Source organism: Burkholderia sp. YIM B11467, from assembly GCF_052952715.1.
The window spans coordinates 156,762-174,812 of sequence record NZ_JBQVSQ010000009.1 but is presented as its reverse complement, the minus strand read 5'-3'; the positions used below and the strand labels follow the sequence as shown (position 1 = coordinate 174,812).

Sequence of the window (18,051 nt, the reverse complement as noted above, 5' to 3'; positions counted from 1 at the left end):
GCCGCGAGCCGACATTCGAGACCGTCAATTGCGTCGGCCAACGGGTTAGCCGAATTTGACGAGATCGAGCACCGGCAACGGGCCGCCCGGGATTTGCACCAGTTGCCCGCCGTCTACGAGCAAACCCAGGTCGATGCCGAAGAAGCCGAGCCGCGCGATCAGTCCGCTCACAGCCGATTTCGCCTGCGCGTCGTCTCCCGCGAGGAACAACACGCGGTGTCCGCCCTCGGCCTGAGGATCGTCGGAAAGGAAGTGCGCCGGGAGATGATTGAACGCCTTCACGACGCGTGCGCCCGGCACGAGGTCCGCGAATACTTCGCTCGACGTCCGGCCATGCAATTCGGCGGGTTCGAACGTCGGCGCCTCGATCGGGTTGTTCGCGTCGATCACGATGCGTCCGCCGAAGTCCGGCAACCCGGCGAGGGCGGACGGCAGCTTCGCCCAGTTCACGGCGACGAGGACGATGTCCTGCGCGGCCGCTTGTTCGCGCGTGCCCGGCGTAATTGAGGGACCGAGTTCGCGTGCGAGATCCGCGAGCGATTCCGGGCCTCGGCTGTTCGCGATGATGGCTTCGACGCCTTTGCGCGCCAGCGCTTTCGCGAACGCGGACCCGATGGCGCCTGCTCCGATGATACCGATGGTGCTCATGACGATGCTCCTGGTGAAGAGGGATTCAAGTGGCAGCCGATGCCGGTGTCGGCGAGGAGAGCAACCGGTGAAGTTCGCTCCCCAAGGCTGGTTGAGCGAATGTTGCCGCCTTTATTGCTCGATGATTAGCGAGTAATCATTTGAATTATTTTCAATCAATGCTTTAAGATTGACGCATGGAAACACTCGCCAACCTCGAATCGTTCGTGCGCAGCGCCGAAACGGGCAGCTTCTCCGCGGCCGCGCGGCGTCTTGCGCTGACGCCCGCCGCGGTCAGCCGCAACGTTGCGCTGCTGGAACGCAATCTCGGCGTGAGGTTGTTCCAGCGCTCGACGCGCAAGCTCACGCTGACCGAGGCGGGCGCGCGCTTTCTGGTGGAAATTGGCGGCAATCTGGACGCGCTCCAGGCCGCGATCGCGTCCGTGTCGACCGATCGCAGCGAGCCGGCCGGCGTGCTGAAAGTCAGCATGGCACCGACGTTCGGCTTGACGTTCGTCAGGCCGCTGCTGCCGGCGTTCCTCGCTCGCTATCCGATGGTTCGCCCGGACTGGTACTTCGAGAACCGACCGGTCGACCTGATTGCGGAGGGATACGATGCGGCGCTGGGTGGGGGATTCGATCTCGCACCGGGCGTCGTGTCTCGTCCATTGGCGCCTGCGCATCTCGTGGCAGTTGCGTCCCCGGCCTACATGGCCGGCCGCACGCCACCGACCGATCCGGGCGATCTTGCGGAACTCGGCGGCATCGTGATGCGCTCGAGCCGCACCGGCCGCGTGCGTCAACGGACGATGCGCGACGCGGCGGGCGGCGAAATGCCTGCGCTGCTCGGCGAGACCATCGTCGTCAACGACCCGGCGGCCATGCGTGAAGCAGCCATTCTCGGGCTGGGCGTTGCGCTTCTGTCCGTGTCGGACGTGCTGTCGTCGATCGAACGGGGGGAACTCGTGCGCTTGCTTCCGCACTGGTACGTGGACGCCGGGGCGATCTCGATCTATTACGCGACGCGAGCGCTTCTGCCGGCGAAAACACGTGTGTTCGTCGACTTCGTTGTCGAAGCGTTCGAGCGGGAGCGGTTGGCCGAAAGGTTTGCAGGCGGCGCCGCATGAGTCGAATGTCGGCAGGTCGATTGAAGCGCGCCCCCGACACCCGCGTCCCGACCGTCTGAAAGATCCACGACGCACCGGGACAATCGTGCATTCGCCAAAACCCGTCCCAAACCCCCACCCGCCAAGCCTCTCCCAAACCCTAGTGGTTTCCACGCATAGTCGCAAATAGTCAAGAACAGGTCGCCACGGGTCTTCTCGCGGCGAATATGGCTCGTTACTTTTACTCCCACGATGCAGGCCGGCGCACACCCCGTGCAACGGCCGCGCACCAGTCCAACCGGGAGGAACCATGAAGTCGACGAAGATCGCCGCGCTTGTCGCGGCCGTGCTGGCGACAGGCGCGTTCACGAATGCGGCGCTTGCCGAAACGGAAGCCGCGACCTGCCGCACCGTGCGTTTCGCGGATATCGGCTGGACCGACATCACGTCGACCACGGCGCTCGCGTCGACCGTGTTCGAGGCGCTCGGCTACAAGCCGACGACGACGATCGCGTCGGTGCCGATCTCGTTCGCCGGCCTGAAGAGCAAGCAGCTCGACGTGTCGCTCGGTTACTGGTGGCCCGTGCAGCAGAAACAACTCCAGCCGTTCCTCGACAGCAAGTCGATCAACGTCGTCGACACGCCGAACCTGTCGGGCGCGAAGGCGACGCTCGCGGTGCCGAGCTACGAATACCAGGCCGGCCTGAAGACCTTCGACGACATCGCGAAACACCGCGCGGAACTCGACGGCAAGATCTACGGGATCGAGCCGGGCAGCAGCGCGAACGCGACGATCCAGAAGATGATCGACACGAACCAGTACGGGCTCGGGGGCTTCAAGCTCGTCGAATCGAGCGAAGCCGGGATGCTGGTGACGGTCGAGCGCGCGGTCCGCGAGAAGAAGTGGGTCGTGTTTCTCGGCTGGGAGCCGCACCCGATGAACATCCAGCTCAGCATGAACTACCTGTCCGGCGGCGACGCGTCGTTCGGGCCGAACTACGGCGAAGCGCGCGTGTACACGCTCACCGCGCCGGACTTCATCGCACGCTGCCCGAATGCCGGCAAGCTCGTCACGAACCTGCGCTTCTCGACGCAGCTCGAGAACCAACTGATGCAGTCGGTGATGAACAAGACGAAGCCGGCCGACGCCGCGAAGGCCTACCTGAAGAAGAACCCGCAGGTGCTCGATCCGTGGCTCGCGGGCGTGAAGACGTTCGACGGCAAGGATGGCCTGCCGGCCGTGAAGGCGTATCTCGGCCTGTAACGGCTTGCGCGCCGCACGACGCGCGCACTGACGAAACATAAGCAATGCGAAACAACCAGAATCAAGCGAGGCAAACAGCATGAATCACGAAGTCATCATTACCTGCGCCGTCACCGGCGCGGGCGATACGGTCGGCAAGCATCCGGCGATTCCGGTCACGCCGAAGGAGATCGCGGCCGCCGCGATCGAGGCCGCGAAGGCCGGCGCGACCGTCGCGCATTGCCACGTGCGCGATCCGCAGACGGGGCGCGGCAGCCGCGACTCGAACCTGTACCGCGAAGTGGTCGACCGCATCCGCTCGGCTGACGTCGACGTGATCATCAACCTGACGGCCGGCATGGGCGGCGATCTCGAGATCGGCCCGGGCGAAGACCCGATGCGCTTCGGCAAGGGCACCGATCTCGTCGGCGGCCTCACGCGCCTCGCGCACGTCGAGGAACTGCTGCCGGAGATCTGCACGCTCGACTGCGGCACGCTGAATTTCGGCGACGGCGACTACATCTACGTGTCGACGCCCGCGCAATTGCGCGCCGGCGCGAAGCGCATCCAGGAACTCGGCGTGAAGCCGGAACTGGAGATCTTCGATACCGGCCATCTGTGGTTCGCGAAGCAGTTGCTGAAGGAAGGGCTGCTCGACGATCCGCCGCTGTTCCAGCTCTGCCTCGGCATTCCGTGGGGCGCGCCGGCCGATACGGGCACGATGAAGGCGATGGTCGACAACCTGCCGCCGGGCGCGCACTGGGCCGGCTTCGGGATCGGCCGCATGCAGATGCCGATGGTCGCGCAAGCGATGCTGCTCGGCGGCCACGTGCGCGTCGGCCTCGAAGACAACATCTGGCTCGATCGCGGCGTGCATGCGACCAACGGCACGCTGGTCGAGCGCGCTCGCGAGATCATCGAACGGCTCGGCGCCCGCGTGCTGACGCCGGCCGAAGGCCGCCGCAAGCTCGGCTTGCCGGCGCGTGGCGAGCGGGCGCTCGAACGCCGCGCGATCGCCGAGTTCGCGTGAGTTTTTTCGCTGACTGATACGACAGGCGGCGCGCACGGGTGCGGCCGCCCACCGATTTCCCCTGATTTGAAGGATGCGTTGACATGGCTGTGAAGACCGATATCAAGACGTTCGCCGCCATCGGCACCGGCGTGATCGGCAGCGGGTGGATCTCCCGCGCGCTCGCGCACGGTCTCGACGTGGTCGTGTGGGACCCCGCGCCGGGCGCGGAAGAGCGGCTGCGTGCAAACGTCGCGAACGCGTGGCCCGCGCTGGAGCGCGTCGGCCTCGCGCCGGGCGCCGATCCCGCGCGGCTGCGTTTCGTATCGACGATCGAAGCGTGCGTCGCCGATGCCGATTTCATCCAGGAAAGCGCGCCCGAGCGCGAGGCATTGAAGCTCGAACTGCACGAGCAGATCAGCCGCGCGGCGAAGCCCGACGCGATCATCGCGTCGTCGACGTCGGGGCTGCTGCCGACGGATTTCTATGCACGTGCGACGCATCCGGAGCGCTGCGTCGTCGGCCATCCGTTCAATCCGGTCTACCTGCTGCCGCTCGTCGAGGTGCTCGGCGGCGAGCATACGTCGCCGGAAGCGGTCGAAGCCGCGATGGAGATCTATCGCAAGCTCGGCATGCGGCCGCTGCACGTGCGCAAGGAGGTGCCGGGTTTCATCGCGGACCGGCTGCTCGAAGCGCTGTGGCGCGAGGCGCTGCATCTGGTCAACGAAGGCGTCGCGACGACCGGCGAGATCGACGATGCGATCCGCTTCGGCGCGGGCATTCGCTGGTCGTTCATGGGCACGTTCCTGACCTACACGCTGGCCGGCGGCGACGCGGGCATGCGACACTTCATGCAGCAGTTCGGCCCCGCGCTCGAACTGCCGTGGACGAAGCTGGTCGCGCCGACGCTGACCGATGCGTTGATCGACAGCGTCGTCGACGGCACGACCGAACAGCAGGGCACGCGCAGCATCAAGGAACTCGAACGCTATCGCGACGAGTGCATCACCGAGGTGCTGAAGTCGATCGCCGCGGTGAAGGCGCGGCACGGGATGCGATTCGAGGATTAAAGGACAGGCGATGACGGGCGATACCCCGCTGACGATTTACCGCGACGTGGTGCGGCCCGAGTGGGTCGACTACAACGGCCACCTGCGCGATGCGTTTTATCTGCTGATCTTCAGCTTCGCGACCGATGCGTTGCTGGATCGCATCGGGCTCGACGATGCCGCGCGTCGCGAGCGGGGCCGCTCGGTCTACACGCTCGAGGCGCACGTGAACTATCTGCACGAGATCAAGGAGGGCACGCCCGTGCGTGTCGATGCGCGTGTGCTCGCGCACGACGCGAAGCGGCTGCACCTGTATCTCGAACTGTTCGCGGATGGGCATGACGACGCGGTATCGGCGAGCGAGCAGATGCTGCTGCATGTCGATACACGCGACGGCGCGAAATCGGCGCCGTTCGACGACGACGTTGCCGCGCGCGTGGCCGAGCTTCATGCGTTGCAGCGCGATTGCACGGCGCCTGCGTATGCGGGCCGCGTGATCGGCCTGCCGCCGCGCCGTTAGCGTCGACCTTCAACCACGGAGCGCACACGATGCTCGAACCGGAAATCGCGGCGTTCGTCGCCGCCGTCGACGCGTGGTATCCGGCCGACGCGGCGGCGCGCTCGCCCGATGAGCAGCGCCGTCTCTACGATCGCTTCGCGGCCGCATGGACGCCGGCCGCGCTGCCGGCCGGCATCGTGCAGCAGGATGCCGTATGGCACGCGCCCGACGGGCACGCGATCGCGCTGCGGCGCTACACGGCCGCGCACGGCGCGTCGCGCGGCACGGTGCTGTTTTTTCATGGGGGTGGTTTCGTCGTCGGCTCGCTCGACAGCCATGCGCTGATCACCGCGCAACTGGCGGCCGACACGGGGCTCGACGTGATCGCCGTCGACTACCGGCTTGCACCCGAACACCGCGCGCCGGCTGCGCTCGACGATTGCCTGGCCGTCACGCGCGCCGCGCGCGATGCACGCTGGCCGTTCGGGGCGTGCGTGCATCCGCTGACGCTCGCGGGCGACAGTGCGGGTGGCATGCTCGCGGCGGCCGTCGCCACCGCGTTGCGCGATGCGGGCGAAGGTGGCCTCGACGGCGTCGCGCTCGTTTATCCGATGCTCGGGTTTGAACCGCAATCGCCCGCGCGTGAAACGGAAGCGCATGCGCCGATGCTGACGCTCGACGACGTTCATCGTTATCGAGCGCTGTACTGGGACGGTCAGTTTGACGGCCGGTTCGACCGCGACCCGCTGTTACGCGCGTCGGTACCGCTCGCAGCGTCGCGTTTCGATGGCCTGCCGCCCGTGCTCGCGATCGGCGCGGAACACGATCCGTTGCGCGACGATGCGCGTGTGTATGTCGAACGGATTCGCGCGGCCGGCGGCGTCGCGCAGTACTGGATGGGAGAGGGGCTGGTGCACGGCTGCTGGCGCGCGCTCAGGACGAGTCCGCAGGCGGCGCGGCTGCACCGGATGGTCGGCGGGTTTCTGCTCGCACCACACGCGTAGCGGGCGTATCCAGGAGGCAACGATGCAGGCAGCGCAACACCGTATCGAGGACTGGCGGACGTTTTCCGCCGACGTCGCCATTGTGGAGGCAACGATCGGCGCAGAAGCGGTGGACGTCGAGTGGAGCGACACGCGACGATCGCCGTTCCATTTCGACTGGCTGCGCGACAACTGTGCATGTTCCGCGTGCGTGCATGCGATCACGCGCGAACAGGTGTTCGAGATCGCCGATGCGCGCGAGGATCTGTCGGCACTCACGGTGCACGTCGAAGCCGATGGGGCGCTGCATGTCGAGTGGAACGACGGGCACCGCAGCGCGTGGTCGCCGGGCTGGTTGCGCGCGCATGCATACGATGACGCGTCGCGCGCGGAGCGTTTGGCCGCGCACGGACGGCACGTGTGGGCCGGCGACGATGCGACGGCGATCGGCGTGTTCACGTGGCGCGACGTGATGGAGGACGACGGCGCATTGCTCGCGTGGCTCGACGCGTTGCAACGCACCGGCTTGACGCTCGTCGAAGGCGTGCCGGCCGAGCGCGGCCGCGTCGACGAGATTGCACGCCGCGTCGGCCTGATCCGCGAAAGCAATTTCGGCGTGCTGTTCGACGTCGAATCGAAGCCGCGCCCGGACAGCAATGCGTATACGTCGCTCAACCTGCCGCCGCACACCGATTTGCCGACGCGTGAGCTGCAGCCGGGTGTGCAGTTCCTGCATTGCCTCGCGAACGATGCGACGGGCGGCGACAGTGTGTTCCTCGACGGTTTCGCACTCGCGGATGCGCTGCGGCGCGAGCATCCGGCCGATTTCGCGCAACTTGCGTCGACGCCGTTCGAGTTCTGGAACAAGAGTGCGAACAGCGACTACCGCTGCTCGGCGCCGGTGATCGGGCTCGATGCGCGCGGCAACGTGACCGAGGTGCGCGTCGCGAACTTCCTGCGCGGGCCGCTCGATGCACCGGCCGGATCGGTCGCGGCCGTCTATCGCGCGTACCGGCGGTTCCTTGCGCTCGCGCGCGAGCCACGTTTCCGCGTGCAACGCCGACTGCGAGCAGGCGACATGTGGGCGTTCGACAACCGGCGCGTGCTGCATGCGCGCACCGAGTTCGATCCGTCGACGGGCCGCCGGCACCTGCAGGGTTGCTATGTCGATCGCGATGAACTGCTGTCGCGGTGGCGGGTGTTGTCGCGTTCGGCACCTGCTGCAGCCACGGCGCGCTGACCGGCGCGCCTGACCCCATCCCCCCAAGCCTGCCTCGCAAACGAAAAAGCGCCCGGACGCAAAGCGCCCGGGCGAAGCCACCCGCTGCCGGGCGGCGGAGGTATGCGTTTCATAAAAAAGGACGAGCCCCGCAAGGGGGCTCGTCCTGTTACGTCTTCATCGCGCGATGCGCGGCGCCCGCCGGGGGCGTCTCGGCTTACTGGCCGAAGAAGACCGAGTCGCGTGCGTTCGACGACGTGGCAGCCGGGGCGCCCGAGTGGACGGCCGGAGCCGGTTGCGCGCCGTAGCCGCTGGTGTCGGCGCCATGAACGCGTGCTTCGGCGCTCTGGATGTCGTTCGGGTAGTACGGGCTCGACACGCCCGGCTTGTAGCCGGCTTGTTCGAGCTGGACCAGTTCGTTCTTCACTTGAGCGCGGGTCACGGTGCTTTGCGCGAATGCGCCAAACGAAGCGGACAGGGCGGCAGCGGCAACAACTGCGGAAATGAGCGATTTCATGATGACCTCCGGTGTTTTATTGAGTTCGCTCTCGACACCATGTCTTAAGCGATTGATCAAATCTTAGTCATCGGACGGTTGAGGGTAAACGCTGATTTTGACGATAAATTGTTTCCTGTTCGGTAACAGTGGCGCGACGATCCAGTCTTTCAACCGGCTTTCTTTTCGGTTGATGTAATAAGTATGAGGAATGTTGCGGTTGGCGGCGCGCGGTTCAGCGCGCCTGGGCTGCCGTGTCGAACGGCCGGCCCGGCGAGCGCCCGGCCGGCGCGCCCGAGCTGAGGAAGCGCACGCCGGTCGCGGCTTCCGACGCCTCCCACAGCAGCGCCCCCGAGGCCACGTCGCGCGCCGAACGCGGCACGCTCGCGGGCGCTGGCAGCCCCCGCGACTCGAACCAGCCGGACGGCCCGATGTACGCACCGCCCGCGAGATCGGGCGAGGTCGCCGCATGGATCGCGGGCAGCGCGCCCTGGTCGGCCGGCTGCGCGAGATAACGGTTCGCGGCGCGCATCAGCGCCGCGCGCGCGGGCGAGCTGTCCATCGCGGGGCCGGCGAACTGCAGGTTGGTCGCCGCATAGCCGGGATGCGCGGCCACGCTGATCCCGGCGAACGCGGCGCGCTCGAAGCGGCGCTGCAGTTCGATCGCGAACACGAGGTTCGCGAGCTTGCTGTCGCAATAGGCGAGATAACGGTTGTAGCGGTGCGCGGCACGCAGGTCGTCGACGCGAATCCGGCCGCCGCGGTTGAAGCCGCTCGACATCGTCACGACGCGCGCCCGCCGCGCGGCGCGCAGCGCGGGCAGCAGATGGCCGGTCAGCGCGAAATGGCCGAGGTGGTTGGTGCCGAACTGCATCTCGAAGCCGTCGTGCGTATGCCGCAGCGGCAGGAACATCACGCCGGCGTTGTTGCAGAGGATGTCGACGCGGCCGTGGCGTTCGGCCACGTCGGCCGCGAAGCGTTCGATCGACGCGAGATCGGCGAGGTCGAGCGGGTCGACTTCGACGCGTGCATCGGGATGGAGCCGGCGGATCGCATCGGCCGCCTGCGCGGCGCGCGCGGCGTCGCGGCAGCCCATCACGACCGTCGCGCCTTTCGCGGCCAGCGTTTCCGCGAGCTGCCAGCCGAGACCGCTGTTGGCGCCGGTCACGACCGCGACCTTGCCGCCCTGCGCCGGGACGTGGCGCGCGCTCCATGCATGCATGTCTGTCTCCATCGGCGCGGCCGGTCGGCCGCGACACGTAATCGTTACATTGAGTGGTGTAACGATAGTGCGAGCGGGCGCGGCAGACAAGCGGGGGAATTAGACCGGCGATTCTAGGGCTGGCGCGCCGTGCGGCGCAACGGGCCTCGGCGCGCGGCCGGCAGGATTTACCTGCCTCCGGCCAGCGCGAGGACTTCGGCGGCGGAGATCATCGCGGCCGCGTTCGCGGGCGCCGGGCGTTCGGCCGGGCGGAAGACTTCGTCGCCGCGATGGATGACCTGGCGCGACAGCGCGCAGGTGCCGGTGCGTTGCGCGAAGCGGCGGCGCCAGCGCTGTTCACCGTAGTGACAGCGGCCGGGTTCGACCCAGCGGACGACGAGCAGCGTATCGGAACGTTCGAGAATTTCGACGTGGACGTCGGCGGGATCGAGCGCAGGCAGGGATTGGGAGGCCTTCATTTGCCGTTTCCTAAAGCTCGTGCGGATCGTCCTTGGCAGTGGATGTCACTACCCGATGGCGAATCCGTAGCGGTTTCCATGAGTGGTGCGCTAAATGTAAGCGTCTGTGACCGGAAAAAACATCCTGTCTGGCTCAAATTACCTTTTGCCGATTTAGAAACAATCCATGCTTACTTTCTTGGAATCCACGGACAAAAACGCCCCGGACCGAAAGCCCGGGGCGCGAAATCGGCCCGCGCGCCGTGTCTGCTCGCCCAGTCACGGAAGTACATCGCCGGGGGACGGAGGTGCCCGCAGGGATCGAACGCGGGCGGGGTGGCGATGCACCGGAAGCGCGGTCCGGCAACGCCATGATGGCGCGCGCTACCCGTTGAGACCCTGACGCGCACATGACGTTTTTGTCAGTTTGGCGCGGCAGCCGCGCCGGGCGTGTGCGTAAAACCCGCTGAGAGGCCCGCCGGCATTGGGTTTGCGCGAATCCGCGGGTGCCCTGCCGGGGCCTGCCGAGCGCCGGACGATTGCCTGCCTGACGGATTGAGCTGCCCGGGTAAATACTGAATCGCGAATTCGTGACAAACGCGCGATCACTTCCTATCATTGGTTGGACCTTTAGTCCTTTGTGCCAATCGGCCGGCTGACGGCCTGTTTTTTCGGGAGATGTGCTCATGAGATTGCAGGGCAAGCGCGCGCTGGTCACGGCGGCCGGGCAGGGCATTGGCCGCGCGACCGCGCTGCGGTTCGCGAGCGAGGGCGCCGACGTGCTGGCGACCGACATCAATGAAGCCGCGCTCGTGCGGCTCGAGGCCGACGCCGAACGCGTGGGCGGCCGGCTGACCACGCGGCGGCTCGACGTCACCGACGCGCACGACGTCGCGGCGCTCGCCGCGCAGGAACGCGCGTTCGACGTGCTGTTCAACTGCGCGGGTTATGTGCACCACGGCTCGATCCTCGATTGCGACGACGACGCGTGGGCGTTCTCGCTGAACCTGAACGTCACGTCGATGTACCGGCTGATCCGCGCGCTGCTGCCGGCGATGCTCGAAGCCGGCGGCGCGTCGATCATCAACATGGCATCGGCCGCGTCGAGCGTGAAGGGTGTGCCGAACCGCTTCGTGTACGGCACGACCAAGGCGGCCGTGATCGGGCTGACCAAGGCGGTGGCCGCCGATTTCGTCGCGCAGAACATCCGCTGCAACGCGATCTGCCCGGGCACGATCGAGTCGCCGTCGCTGGAGCAGCGCATTGCCGACCAGGCGCGCACGCGCCACGTGTCGACCGACGAGGTGCGCCAGGCGTTCGTCGCGCGCCAGCCAATCGGGCGCATCGGCAGTGCGGACGAAGTGGCCGCGCTGGCGCTGTACCTGGCCTCCGACGAAGCGTCGTTCACGACCGGCGCGATTCACCTGATCGACGGCGGCTGGTCCAACTGACCACGACGAACTGACCGCGCGTTCCCCTTCACTTTCCGATTCCGTTCAGACGCTATGAAACTGCTGAGATTTGGCGACAAACACCATGAAAAACCGGGCCTGCTCGATGCGCAGGGCCACCTCCGCGACTTGTCCGGCGTGGTCGACGACATCGCGGGCGACGCGCTGTCACCGGCGTCGCTCGCGCGGCTGCGCGATATTCCGCCGTCGTCGCTGCCGTTGGTCGAAGGCACGCCGCGGCTCGGCCCGTGCGTCGGCCGCGTCGGCAAGTTCATCTGCATCGGGCTCAACTATTCGGACCACGCGGCCGAATCGGGGATGGAGGTGCCGAAGGAACCCGTCGTGTTCGGCAAGTGGACGAGCGCGATCTCGGGGCCGAACGACGACGTCGAGATTCCGCGCGGCTCGGAGAAGACCGACTGGGAAGTCGAACTCGGCGTGGTGATCGGCCAGGGTGGCCGTTATATCGCGGAAGCCGACGCGCTGTCGCACGTCGCGGGCTACTGCGTGGTGAACGACGTGTCGGAGCGCGAATACCAGCTCGAACGCGGCGGCACGTGGGACAAGGGCAAGGGCAACGACACGTTCGGGCCGCTCGGCCCGTGGCTCGTGACGGCCGACGAAGTGCCCGATCCGCACGCGCTGCGGCTGTGGCTCGACGTCGACGGCCACCGCTACCAGAACGGCACGACCGCGACGATGGTGTTTCGCGTGCCGCACCTGATCAGCTACCTGAGCCGCTTCATGAGCCTGCAGCCGGGCGACGTGATCTCGACCGGCACGCCGCCGGGCGTCGGCCTCGGGCAGAAGCCGCCCGTGTATCTGCGCGCCGGGCAGGTGATCACGCTCGGCATCGACGGGCTCGGCGAGCAACGCCAGCGCACCGTGCAGGCCTGATTCCCTTTTCCCGGACGGTTCGCCATGCCTATCATTCGATCGATGCGCGTCCTCGACGTGCGCTTCCCGACCTCGCGCCAGCTCGACGGCTCCGATGCGATGAATCCGGACCCCGATTATTCGGCCGCCTACGTCGTGCTCGAAACCGACCGCGACGGGCTCGAAGGTCACGGGCTCACGTTCACCATCGGGCGCGGCAACGAAATCTGCTGCGCGGCGATCGACGCGATGCGTCACCTCGTCGTCGGCCTCGACCTCGACTGGATCCGCGAGGACATGGGCCGCTTCTGGCGGCACGTCACGTCGGACAGCCAGTTGCGCTGGATCGGCCCCGACAAGGGCGCGATCCACCTGGCGACCGGCGCGGTGGTCAATGCCGTGTGGGATCTATGGGCGAAGGCGGTGGGCAAGCCGCTGTGGCGGCTGGTCGCCGACATGAGCCCGGAGGAACTGGTGCGTGCGATCGATTTCCGCTACCTGACCGACTGCCTGACGCCGGACGAAGCGCTCGACCTGCTGCACCGGCAGGCGCCCGGCAAGGCCGAACGGATCGCGATTCTCGAACGCGACGGCTACCCGTGCTACACGACGTCGGCGGGCTGGCTCGGTTACAGCGACGACAAGCTGCGCCGGCTGTGCCGCGAGGCGGTGGACGCCGGTTTCGACTACGTGAAACTGAAGGTCGGTGCGAACCTCGAGGACGACATCCGCCGCGTGACGATCGCGCGCGAGGTGATCGGCCCGGACCGCAAGCTGATGATCGATGCGAACCAGGTGTGGGAAGTCGACGAGGCGATCGACTGGGTGCGCGAGCTGGCGTTCGCGCGGCCGTGGTTCATCGAGGAGCCGACGAGCCCCGACGACGTCGAAGGGCATCGCAAGATCCGCAAGGCGATCGCGCCGGTGCAGGTCGCGACCGGCGAGATGTGCCAGAACCGCGTGCTGTTCAAGCAGTTCATCGCGCGCGGCGCGATCGACGTCGTGCAGATCGACGCGTGCCGGCTCGGCGGCGTGAACGAGATTCTCGCGGTGATGCTGATGGCCGCGAAGTACGGGCTGCCGGTGTGCCCGCATGCGGGTGGCGTCGGGCTGTGCGAATACGTGCAGCACCTGTCGATGATCGACTACGTGTGCATTTCCGGCACGAAGGAAGGGCGCGTGACCGAATACGTCGATCACCTGCACGAGCATTTCGTCGAACCGTGCGTCGTGCGCGACGCGGCCTACATGCCGCCGACGGCGCCCGGTTTCTCGATCGAGATGAAGCCCGAATCGCTGGAGCAATACCGGTTCCGCGGCTGAAGCACGGCGATGCACGCGGCACACCGCACGACGTGCGCGGCGACAACATGAACGACGGAGACGCGAAGTGGATTTGAATCTGCAAGACAAGGTCGTGATCGTGACCGGCGGCGCGTCGGGCATCGGCGCCGCCATCTCGATGCGGCTCGCCGGTGAAGGCGCGATTCCGGTGGTGTTCGCGCGCCACGCGCCCGACGACGCGTTCTGGCGCGAGCTTGCGCAGAAGCAGCCGCGTGCCGCGTGCGTGTCCGTCGAGCTGCAGGACGACGCGCAGTGCCGCGACGCGGTTGCGCAAACCATCGCGCAGTTCGGCCGCATCGACGGCCTCGTCAACAACGCGGGCATCAACGACGGCATCGGGCTCGACGCCGGGCGCGACGCATTCGTCGCGTCGCTCGAACGCAACCTGATCCACTACTACGTGATGGCGCACTACTGCGTGCCGCACCTGAAGGCAACGCGCGGCGCGATCGTCAACATCTCGTCGAAGACGGCCGTCACCGGGCAGGGCAACACGAGCGGCTATTGCGCAGCGAAGGGCGCGCAACTCGCGTTGACGCGCGAATGGGCCGTCGCATTGCGCGACGACGGCGTGCGCGTGAACGCGGTGATCCCGGCCGAGGTGATGACGCCGCTTTACAGGAACTGGCTCGCCGGTTTCGACGATCCCGATGCGAAGCTCGCGGGAATCGCCGACAAAGTGCCGCTCGGCAAGCGCTTCACGACGGCCGAGGAAATCGCCGACACGGCCGTGTTCCTGCTGTCGGAACGCGCATCGCACACGACGGGCCAGTGGCTGTTCGTCGATGGCGGTTATACGCATCTCGATCGCGCGATCGGCTGAATGCAGCGGAGCCCCGACCCCATGCAACCCGACCCGAACCAAAACGCCGCGCCGCCGCTGATTGCGTTGAGCGGCATCGGCAAGCGCTTTCCGGGCGTGCAGGCGCTCGACGACTGCCGTTTCGACCTGCATGCCGGCGAAGTGCATGCGCTGATGGGCGAGAACGGCGCCGGCAAGTCGACGCTGATGAAGATCCTCGCGGGCGTGTACCAGCGCGACGACGGCGAAATCCGGATGGACGGCCGCGCGGTGGAGATTACCGACCCGCGCGCCGCGCAGGCGCTCGGGATCGGCATCATCCATCAGGAACTGAACCTGATGAACCACCTGAGCGTCGCGCAGAACATCTTCATCGGTCGCGAGCCGCGCGGCCGTTTCGGCGTGTTCGTCGACGAGGACAAACTGAACCGCGACGCGGCCGCGATCTTTGCGCGGATGCGGCTCGATCTCGACCCGCGCACGCCGGTCGGCCGGCTGACGGTCGCGAAGCAGCAGATGGTCGAGATCGCGAAGGCGCTGTCGTTCGACTCGCGCGTGCTGATCATGGACGAGCCGACCGCCGCGCTCAACAACGCGGAAATCGCCGAGCTGTTCCGCATCATCGGCGACCTGCGCGCGCACGGCGTCGGCATCGTCTACATCTCGCACAAGATGGACGAGCTGCGTCAGATCGCCGATCGCGTGACCGTGATGCGCGACGGCAAGTACGTCGCGACCGTGCCGATGGCCGGCACGTCGATGGACGCGATCATCGCGATGATGGTCGGCCGCCAGCTCGATACCGAATACCGCACGCCGCCCGACACGTCCGCCAACGACGTCGCGCTCGAAGTGCGCGGGCTGTCGCGCGGCCGTGCGATCCGCGATGTCGGCTTCACGCTGCGGCGCGGCGAGATCCTCGGCTTCGCCGGGCTGATGGGCGCGGGCCGCACCGAGGTCGCGCGCGCGGTGTTCGGTGCGGATCCGGTCGACGCGGGCGAGATCCGCGTGCACGGCAAGACCGTGACGATCCGCACGCCGGCCGACGCGGTCGCGCACGGGATCGGCTACCTGTCCGAGGATCGCAAGCACTTCGGGCTCGCGGTCGGGATGGACGTGCAGAACAACATCGCGCTGTCGAGCATGCACCGCTTCGTGCGCCGCGGCGTGTTCCTCGACGCGCGCGAGATGCGCGACACCGCGCAGGCCTACGTGCGGCAGCTCGCGATCCGCACGCCGTCGGTCGCGCAGCCCACGCGGCTGCTGTCGGGCGGCAACCAGCAGAAGATCGTGATCGCGAAGTGGCTGCTGCGCGACTGCGACATCCTGTTCTTCGACGAGCCGACGCGCGGCATCGACGTCGGCGCGAAAAGCGAGATCTACAAGCTGCTCGACGCGCTTGCCGCCGACGGCAAGGCGATCGTGATGATCTCGTCGGAATTGCCCGAGGTGCTGCGCATGAGCCACCGGATTCTCGTGATGTGCGAAGGCCGCGTCACCGGTGAATTGCGCGCGGCCGACGCCACGCAGGAAAAGATCATGCAGCTCGCGACGCAGCGCGAGTCGACCGTATTGTCCTGATTCAGACGCTTACCCGATCATGCCCAACGATACGCATCCCGTTCCGCCCCTGGCTTCCGGCGATTCGCAGGCCGGCACCCCCGGCTTCCGCGCCCGTTTCTTCAACCCGGCCGCGCGCCAGAAGCTGCTCGCGTTCGCGAGCCTCGTGCTGCTGATCGTGTTCTTCAGCATCGCATCGCCGAACTTCCTCGAAGTCGACAACCTCGTCACGATCCTGCAGGCCACCGCCGTGAACGGCGTGCTGGCCGTCGCCTGTACCTACGTGATCATCACGTCGGGCATCGACCTGTCGGTCGGCACGCTGATGACGTTCTGCGCGGTGATGGCCGGCGTCGTTCTCACGAAATGGGGGATGCCGCTGCCGCTCGGGATCCTGGCCGCGCTGTTGTTCGGCGCGCTGTCGGGCAGCGTGTCGGGCTTCGTGATCGCGAAGATGAAGGTGCCGCCGTTCATCGCGACGCTCGGCATGATGATGCTGCTCAAGGGGCTGTCGCTCGTGATCTCGGGCACGCGGCCGATCTACTTCAACGATACGCCGGGCTTCACGTCGATCGCGCAGGATTCGCTGATCGGCAACCTGATTCCCGCGCTGCCGATTCCGAACGCGGTGCTGATCCTGTTCCTCGTCGCGATCGGCGCGTCGATCGTGCTGAACCGGACGATCTTCGGCCGCTACACGTTCGCGCTCGGCAGCAACGAGGAAGCGCTGCGGTTGTCGGGTGTGAACGTCGACGCATGGAAGATCGCGGTCTACACGTTCAGCGGCGCGGTGTGCGGGATCGCCGGGCTGTTGATCGCGTCGCGGCTGAATTCCGCGCAGCCCGCGCTCGGGCAGGGCTACGAGCTCGATGCGATCGCGGCCGTCGTGATCGGCGGCACGTCGCTGTCGGGCGGCGCGGGCAGCATCGTCGGCACCATCATCGGCGCGTTCATCATGAGCGTGCTGACCAACGGCCTGCGCATCATGTCGGTCGCGCAGGAATGGCAGACGGTCGTGACGGGCGTGATCATCATTCTCGCCGTCTACGTCGACATCCTGCGCCGGCGCCGCCGCTGAACGACGCGACCGATGCAGGAATGCGCTTCACCGCCGGTTTCGGCCGGCGTTCCATTCGATACGAAAAAAGGAGACGCGAAGTGATCAGGAGCAAGGTGTTGAACGCGATCGTCGGGCTGACGTTCGCCGTGGGTGTCACGGCCGGCGCGCACGCGCAGGAAGCCTATATCCCGCTGATCTCGAAGGGCTTCCAGCATCAGTTCTGGCAGGCCGTGAAATCGGGCGCGCTGCAGGCCGCGAAGGACTACAAGGTGAAGGTGACGTTCGAGGGGCCCGAAACCGAGGCGATGGTCGACAAGCAGATCGACATGCTGTCGGCCGCGATCGCGAAGAAACCGGCCGCGCTCGGCTTCGCGGCGCTTGACAGCAAGGCCGCGCTGCCGCTGCTGAAGAAGGCGCAGGCCGAGAAGATCCCGGTGATCGCATTCGACTCGGGTGTCGACAGCGACATCCCGGTGACGACCGCCGCGACCAACAACAAGGCCGCCGCATCGCTCGCCGCCGACAAGCTCGCCGCGCTGATCGGCGACGAAGGCGAGGTGGCCGTGGTCGCGCACGACCAGACGAGCCGCACGGGCATCGACCGCCGCGACGGTTTTCTCGAACGGATGAAGTCGGCGCACCCGAAGGTGCAGGTCGTGACCGTGCAGTACGGCGAAGGCGACCAGCTGAAGTCGACCGAGGTGACGAAGTCGATCCTGCAGGCGTATCCGAAGCTCAAGGGGCTGTTCGGCACCAACGAAGGCTCGGCGATCGGCGTGGTCAACGGCGTGCGCGAAATGAAGCGCAAGGTCGTGATCGTCGGCTACGATTCGGGCAAGCAGCAGAAGGATGCGATCCGCAGCGGGCTGATGGCCGGCGCGATCACGCAGAACCCGATCGGGATCGGCTACAAGACGGTCGAGGCGGCCGTGAAGGCCATCAAGGGCGAGAAGCTGCCGAAGGTCATCGATACCGGTTTCTACTGGTATGACAAGACCAATATCGACGATCCGAAGATCGCGGCGGTGCTGTACGACTGAACGTTGCGTCGCGGCGGCGCACGTCGCC

At 66.8% G+C, this 18,051-nt stretch carries 18 protein-coding genes; 14 read left to right on the top strand and 4 right to left on the bottom strand.

The features are described from left to right. Positions 1–45 precede the first annotated feature (45 nt). Positions 46–648 carry an NADPH-dependent F420 reductase gene (locus ACTRWB_RS28025; protein ID WP_446903753.1) on the bottom strand — a complete coding sequence of 201 codons (603 nt, stop codon included), beginning with the start codon at positions 646–648 and terminating at the stop codon, positions 46–48. Positions 649–824: 176 nt separating this feature from the next. Here ACTRWB_RS28025 and ACTRWB_RS28020 point away from each other — a divergent pair, with 176 nt between their 5' ends. The 7 genes from ACTRWB_RS28020 (at position 825) to ACTRWB_RS27990 (ending at position 7,756) form a co-directional block, all read left to right on the top strand. Further along, on the top strand, positions 825–1,754 hold the full coding sequence (locus ACTRWB_RS28020; protein ID WP_446903752.1) for a LysR substrate-binding domain-containing protein: 930 nt from the start codon (positions 825–827) through the stop codon (positions 1,752–1,754). Positions 1,755–2,043: 289 nt separating this feature from the next. Continuing rightward, positions 2,044–2,997 (top strand): choline ABC transporter substrate-binding protein, encoded by a 954-nt coding sequence (locus tag ACTRWB_RS28015; protein WP_129515606.1) that lies wholly within the window; start codon positions 2,044–2,046, stop codon positions 2,995–2,997. A gap of 79 nt (positions 2,998–3,076) precedes the next feature. Further along, positions 3,077–4,006, top strand: a complete 930-nt coding sequence (locus tag ACTRWB_RS28010; RefSeq protein ID WP_446903751.1) for a 3-keto-5-aminohexanoate cleavage protein — start codon at positions 3,077–3,079, stop codon at positions 4,004–4,006. Between the two features lie 83 nt (positions 4,007–4,089). Then, complete coding sequence (locus ACTRWB_RS28005; RefSeq protein ID WP_446903750.1) at positions 4,090–5,055, top strand: L-carnitine dehydrogenase; 966 nt, start codon at positions 4,090–4,092, stop codon at positions 5,053–5,055. 10 nt (positions 5,056–5,065) lie between these two features. Further along, a complete protein-coding gene (locus ACTRWB_RS28000; RefSeq protein ID WP_446903749.1) occupies positions 5,066–5,554 on the top strand; it encodes a thioesterase family protein in 489 nt (162 codons plus the stop codon). Between the two features lie 29 nt (positions 5,555–5,583). Next, positions 5,584–6,537, top strand: coding sequence for an alpha/beta hydrolase (locus tag ACTRWB_RS27995; protein ID WP_446903748.1), 954 nt, complete (start codon positions 5,584–5,586; stop codon positions 6,535–6,537). Positions 6,538–6,559: 22 nt separating this feature from the next. After that, the gene (locus tag ACTRWB_RS27990) at positions 6,560–7,756 is read left to right on the top strand and encodes a TauD/TfdA family dioxygenase (RefSeq protein ID WP_446903747.1); all 1,197 of its coding nucleotides are present in this window, start codon (positions 6,560–6,562) and stop codon (positions 7,754–7,756) included. A 196-nt stretch (positions 7,757–7,952) separates the two neighbouring features. Here the strand turns inward: ACTRWB_RS27990 and ACTRWB_RS27985 are convergent, their stop codons facing one another. The 3 genes from ACTRWB_RS27985 to ACTRWB_RS27975 form a co-directional block, all read right to left on the bottom strand. Further along, a complete protein-coding gene (locus tag ACTRWB_RS27985) occupies positions 7,953–8,252 on the bottom strand; it encodes a DUF4148 domain-containing protein (RefSeq protein WP_048243377.1) in 300 nt (99 codons plus the stop codon). Between the two features lie 214 nt (positions 8,253–8,466). Further along, positions 8,467–9,453 (bottom strand): oxidoreductase, encoded by a 987-nt coding sequence (locus ACTRWB_RS27980; protein ID WP_446903746.1) that lies wholly within the window; start codon positions 9,451–9,453, stop codon positions 8,467–8,469. Positions 9,454–9,620: 167 nt separating this feature from the next. Continuing rightward, on the bottom strand, positions 9,621–9,911 hold the full coding sequence (locus ACTRWB_RS27975) for a DUF3331 domain-containing protein (protein WP_048243381.1): 291 nt from the start codon (positions 9,909–9,911) through the stop codon (positions 9,621–9,623). 665 nt (positions 9,912–10,576) lie between these two features. Here ACTRWB_RS27975 and ACTRWB_RS27970 point away from each other — a divergent pair. From ACTRWB_RS27970 to ACTRWB_RS27940, 7 genes are all read left to right on the top strand, one after another. Then, positions 10,577–11,341, top strand: a complete 765-nt coding sequence (locus tag ACTRWB_RS27970; protein ID WP_412023894.1) for an SDR family oxidoreductase — start codon at positions 10,577–10,579, stop codon at positions 11,339–11,341. 54 nt (positions 11,342–11,395) lie between these two features. After that, on the top strand, positions 11,396–12,238 hold the full coding sequence (locus ACTRWB_RS27965) for an ureidoglycolate lyase (RefSeq protein ID WP_193099927.1): 843 nt from the start codon (positions 11,396–11,398) through the stop codon (positions 12,236–12,238). Positions 12,239–12,262: 24 nt separating this feature from the next. After that, positions 12,263–13,540 (top strand): L-fuconate dehydratase, encoded by a 1,278-nt coding sequence (locus ACTRWB_RS27960; RefSeq protein WP_412023895.1) that lies wholly within the window; start codon positions 12,263–12,265, stop codon positions 13,538–13,540. 67 nt (positions 13,541–13,607) lie between these two features. Continuing rightward, the gene (locus ACTRWB_RS27955) at positions 13,608–14,384 is read left to right on the top strand and encodes an SDR family oxidoreductase (protein ID WP_412023896.1); all 777 of its coding nucleotides are present in this window, start codon (positions 13,608–13,610) and stop codon (positions 14,382–14,384) included. Positions 14,385–14,405: 21 nt separating this feature from the next. Then, complete coding sequence (locus tag ACTRWB_RS27950; protein WP_446903745.1) at positions 14,406–15,944, top strand: sugar ABC transporter ATP-binding protein; 1,539 nt, start codon at positions 14,406–14,408, stop codon at positions 15,942–15,944. A gap of 19 nt (positions 15,945–15,963) precedes the next feature. Then, entirely contained in the window at positions 15,964–17,001 is a 1,038-nt protein-coding gene (locus ACTRWB_RS27945; protein WP_129515594.1) for an ABC transporter permease, read from the top strand. An 80-nt stretch (positions 17,002–17,081) separates the two neighbouring features. After that, complete coding sequence (locus ACTRWB_RS27940; RefSeq protein ID WP_446903744.1) at positions 17,082–18,023, top strand: substrate-binding domain-containing protein; 942 nt, start codon at positions 17,082–17,084, stop codon at positions 18,021–18,023. The last annotated feature ends 28 nt before the right edge of the window (positions 18,024–18,051 follow it).

Coding starts and splice junctions, on each gene's coding strand:
- ACTRWB_RS28025 (WP_446903753.1), bottom strand. CDS start 648: ATGAGCACCATCGGTATCATCGGAGCAGGCGCCATCGGGTCCGCGTTC.
- ACTRWB_RS27970 (WP_412023894.1), top strand. CDS start 10,577: ATGAGATTGCAGGGCAAGCGCGCGCTGGTCACGGCGGCCGGGCAGGGC.
- ACTRWB_RS28010 (WP_446903751.1), top strand. CDS start 3,077: ATGAATCACGAAGTCATCATTACCTGCGCCGTCACCGGCGCGGGCGAT.
- ACTRWB_RS27945 (WP_129515594.1), top strand. CDS start 15,964: ATGCCCAACGATACGCATCCCGTTCCGCCCCTGGCTTCCGGCGATTCG.
- ACTRWB_RS27995 (WP_446903748.1), top strand. CDS start 5,584: ATGCTCGAACCGGAAATCGCGGCGTTCGTCGCCGCCGTCGACGCGTGG.
- ACTRWB_RS27975 (WP_048243381.1), bottom strand. CDS start 9,911: ATGAAGGCCTCCCAATCCCTGCCTGCGCTCGATCCCGCCGACGTCCAC.
- ACTRWB_RS28005 (WP_446903750.1), top strand. CDS start 4,090: ATGGCTGTGAAGACCGATATCAAGACGTTCGCCGCCATCGGCACCGGC.
- ACTRWB_RS27985 (WP_048243377.1), bottom strand. CDS start 8,252: ATGAAATCGCTCATTTCCGCAGTTGTTGCCGCTGCCGCCCTGTCCGCT.
- ACTRWB_RS28020 (WP_446903752.1), top strand. CDS start 825: ATGGAAACACTCGCCAACCTCGAATCGTTCGTGCGCAGCGCCGAAACG.
- ACTRWB_RS28015 (WP_129515606.1), top strand. CDS start 2,044: ATGAAGTCGACGAAGATCGCCGCGCTTGTCGCGGCCGTGCTGGCGACA.
- ACTRWB_RS28000 (WP_446903749.1), top strand. CDS start 5,066: ATGACGGGCGATACCCCGCTGACGATTTACCGCGACGTGGTGCGGCCC.
- ACTRWB_RS27980 (WP_446903746.1), bottom strand. CDS start 9,453: ATGCATGCATGGAGCGCGCGCCACGTCCCGGCGCAGGGCGGCAAGGTC.
- ACTRWB_RS27950 (WP_446903745.1), top strand. CDS start 14,406: ATGCAACCCGACCCGAACCAAAACGCCGCGCCGCCGCTGATTGCGTTG.
- ACTRWB_RS27960 (WP_412023895.1), top strand. CDS start 12,263: ATGCCTATCATTCGATCGATGCGCGTCCTCGACGTGCGCTTCCCGACC.
- ACTRWB_RS27990 (WP_446903747.1), top strand. CDS start 6,560: ATGCAGGCAGCGCAACACCGTATCGAGGACTGGCGGACGTTTTCCGCC.
- ACTRWB_RS27965 (WP_193099927.1), top strand. CDS start 11,396: ATGAAACTGCTGAGATTTGGCGACAAACACCATGAAAAACCGGGCCTG.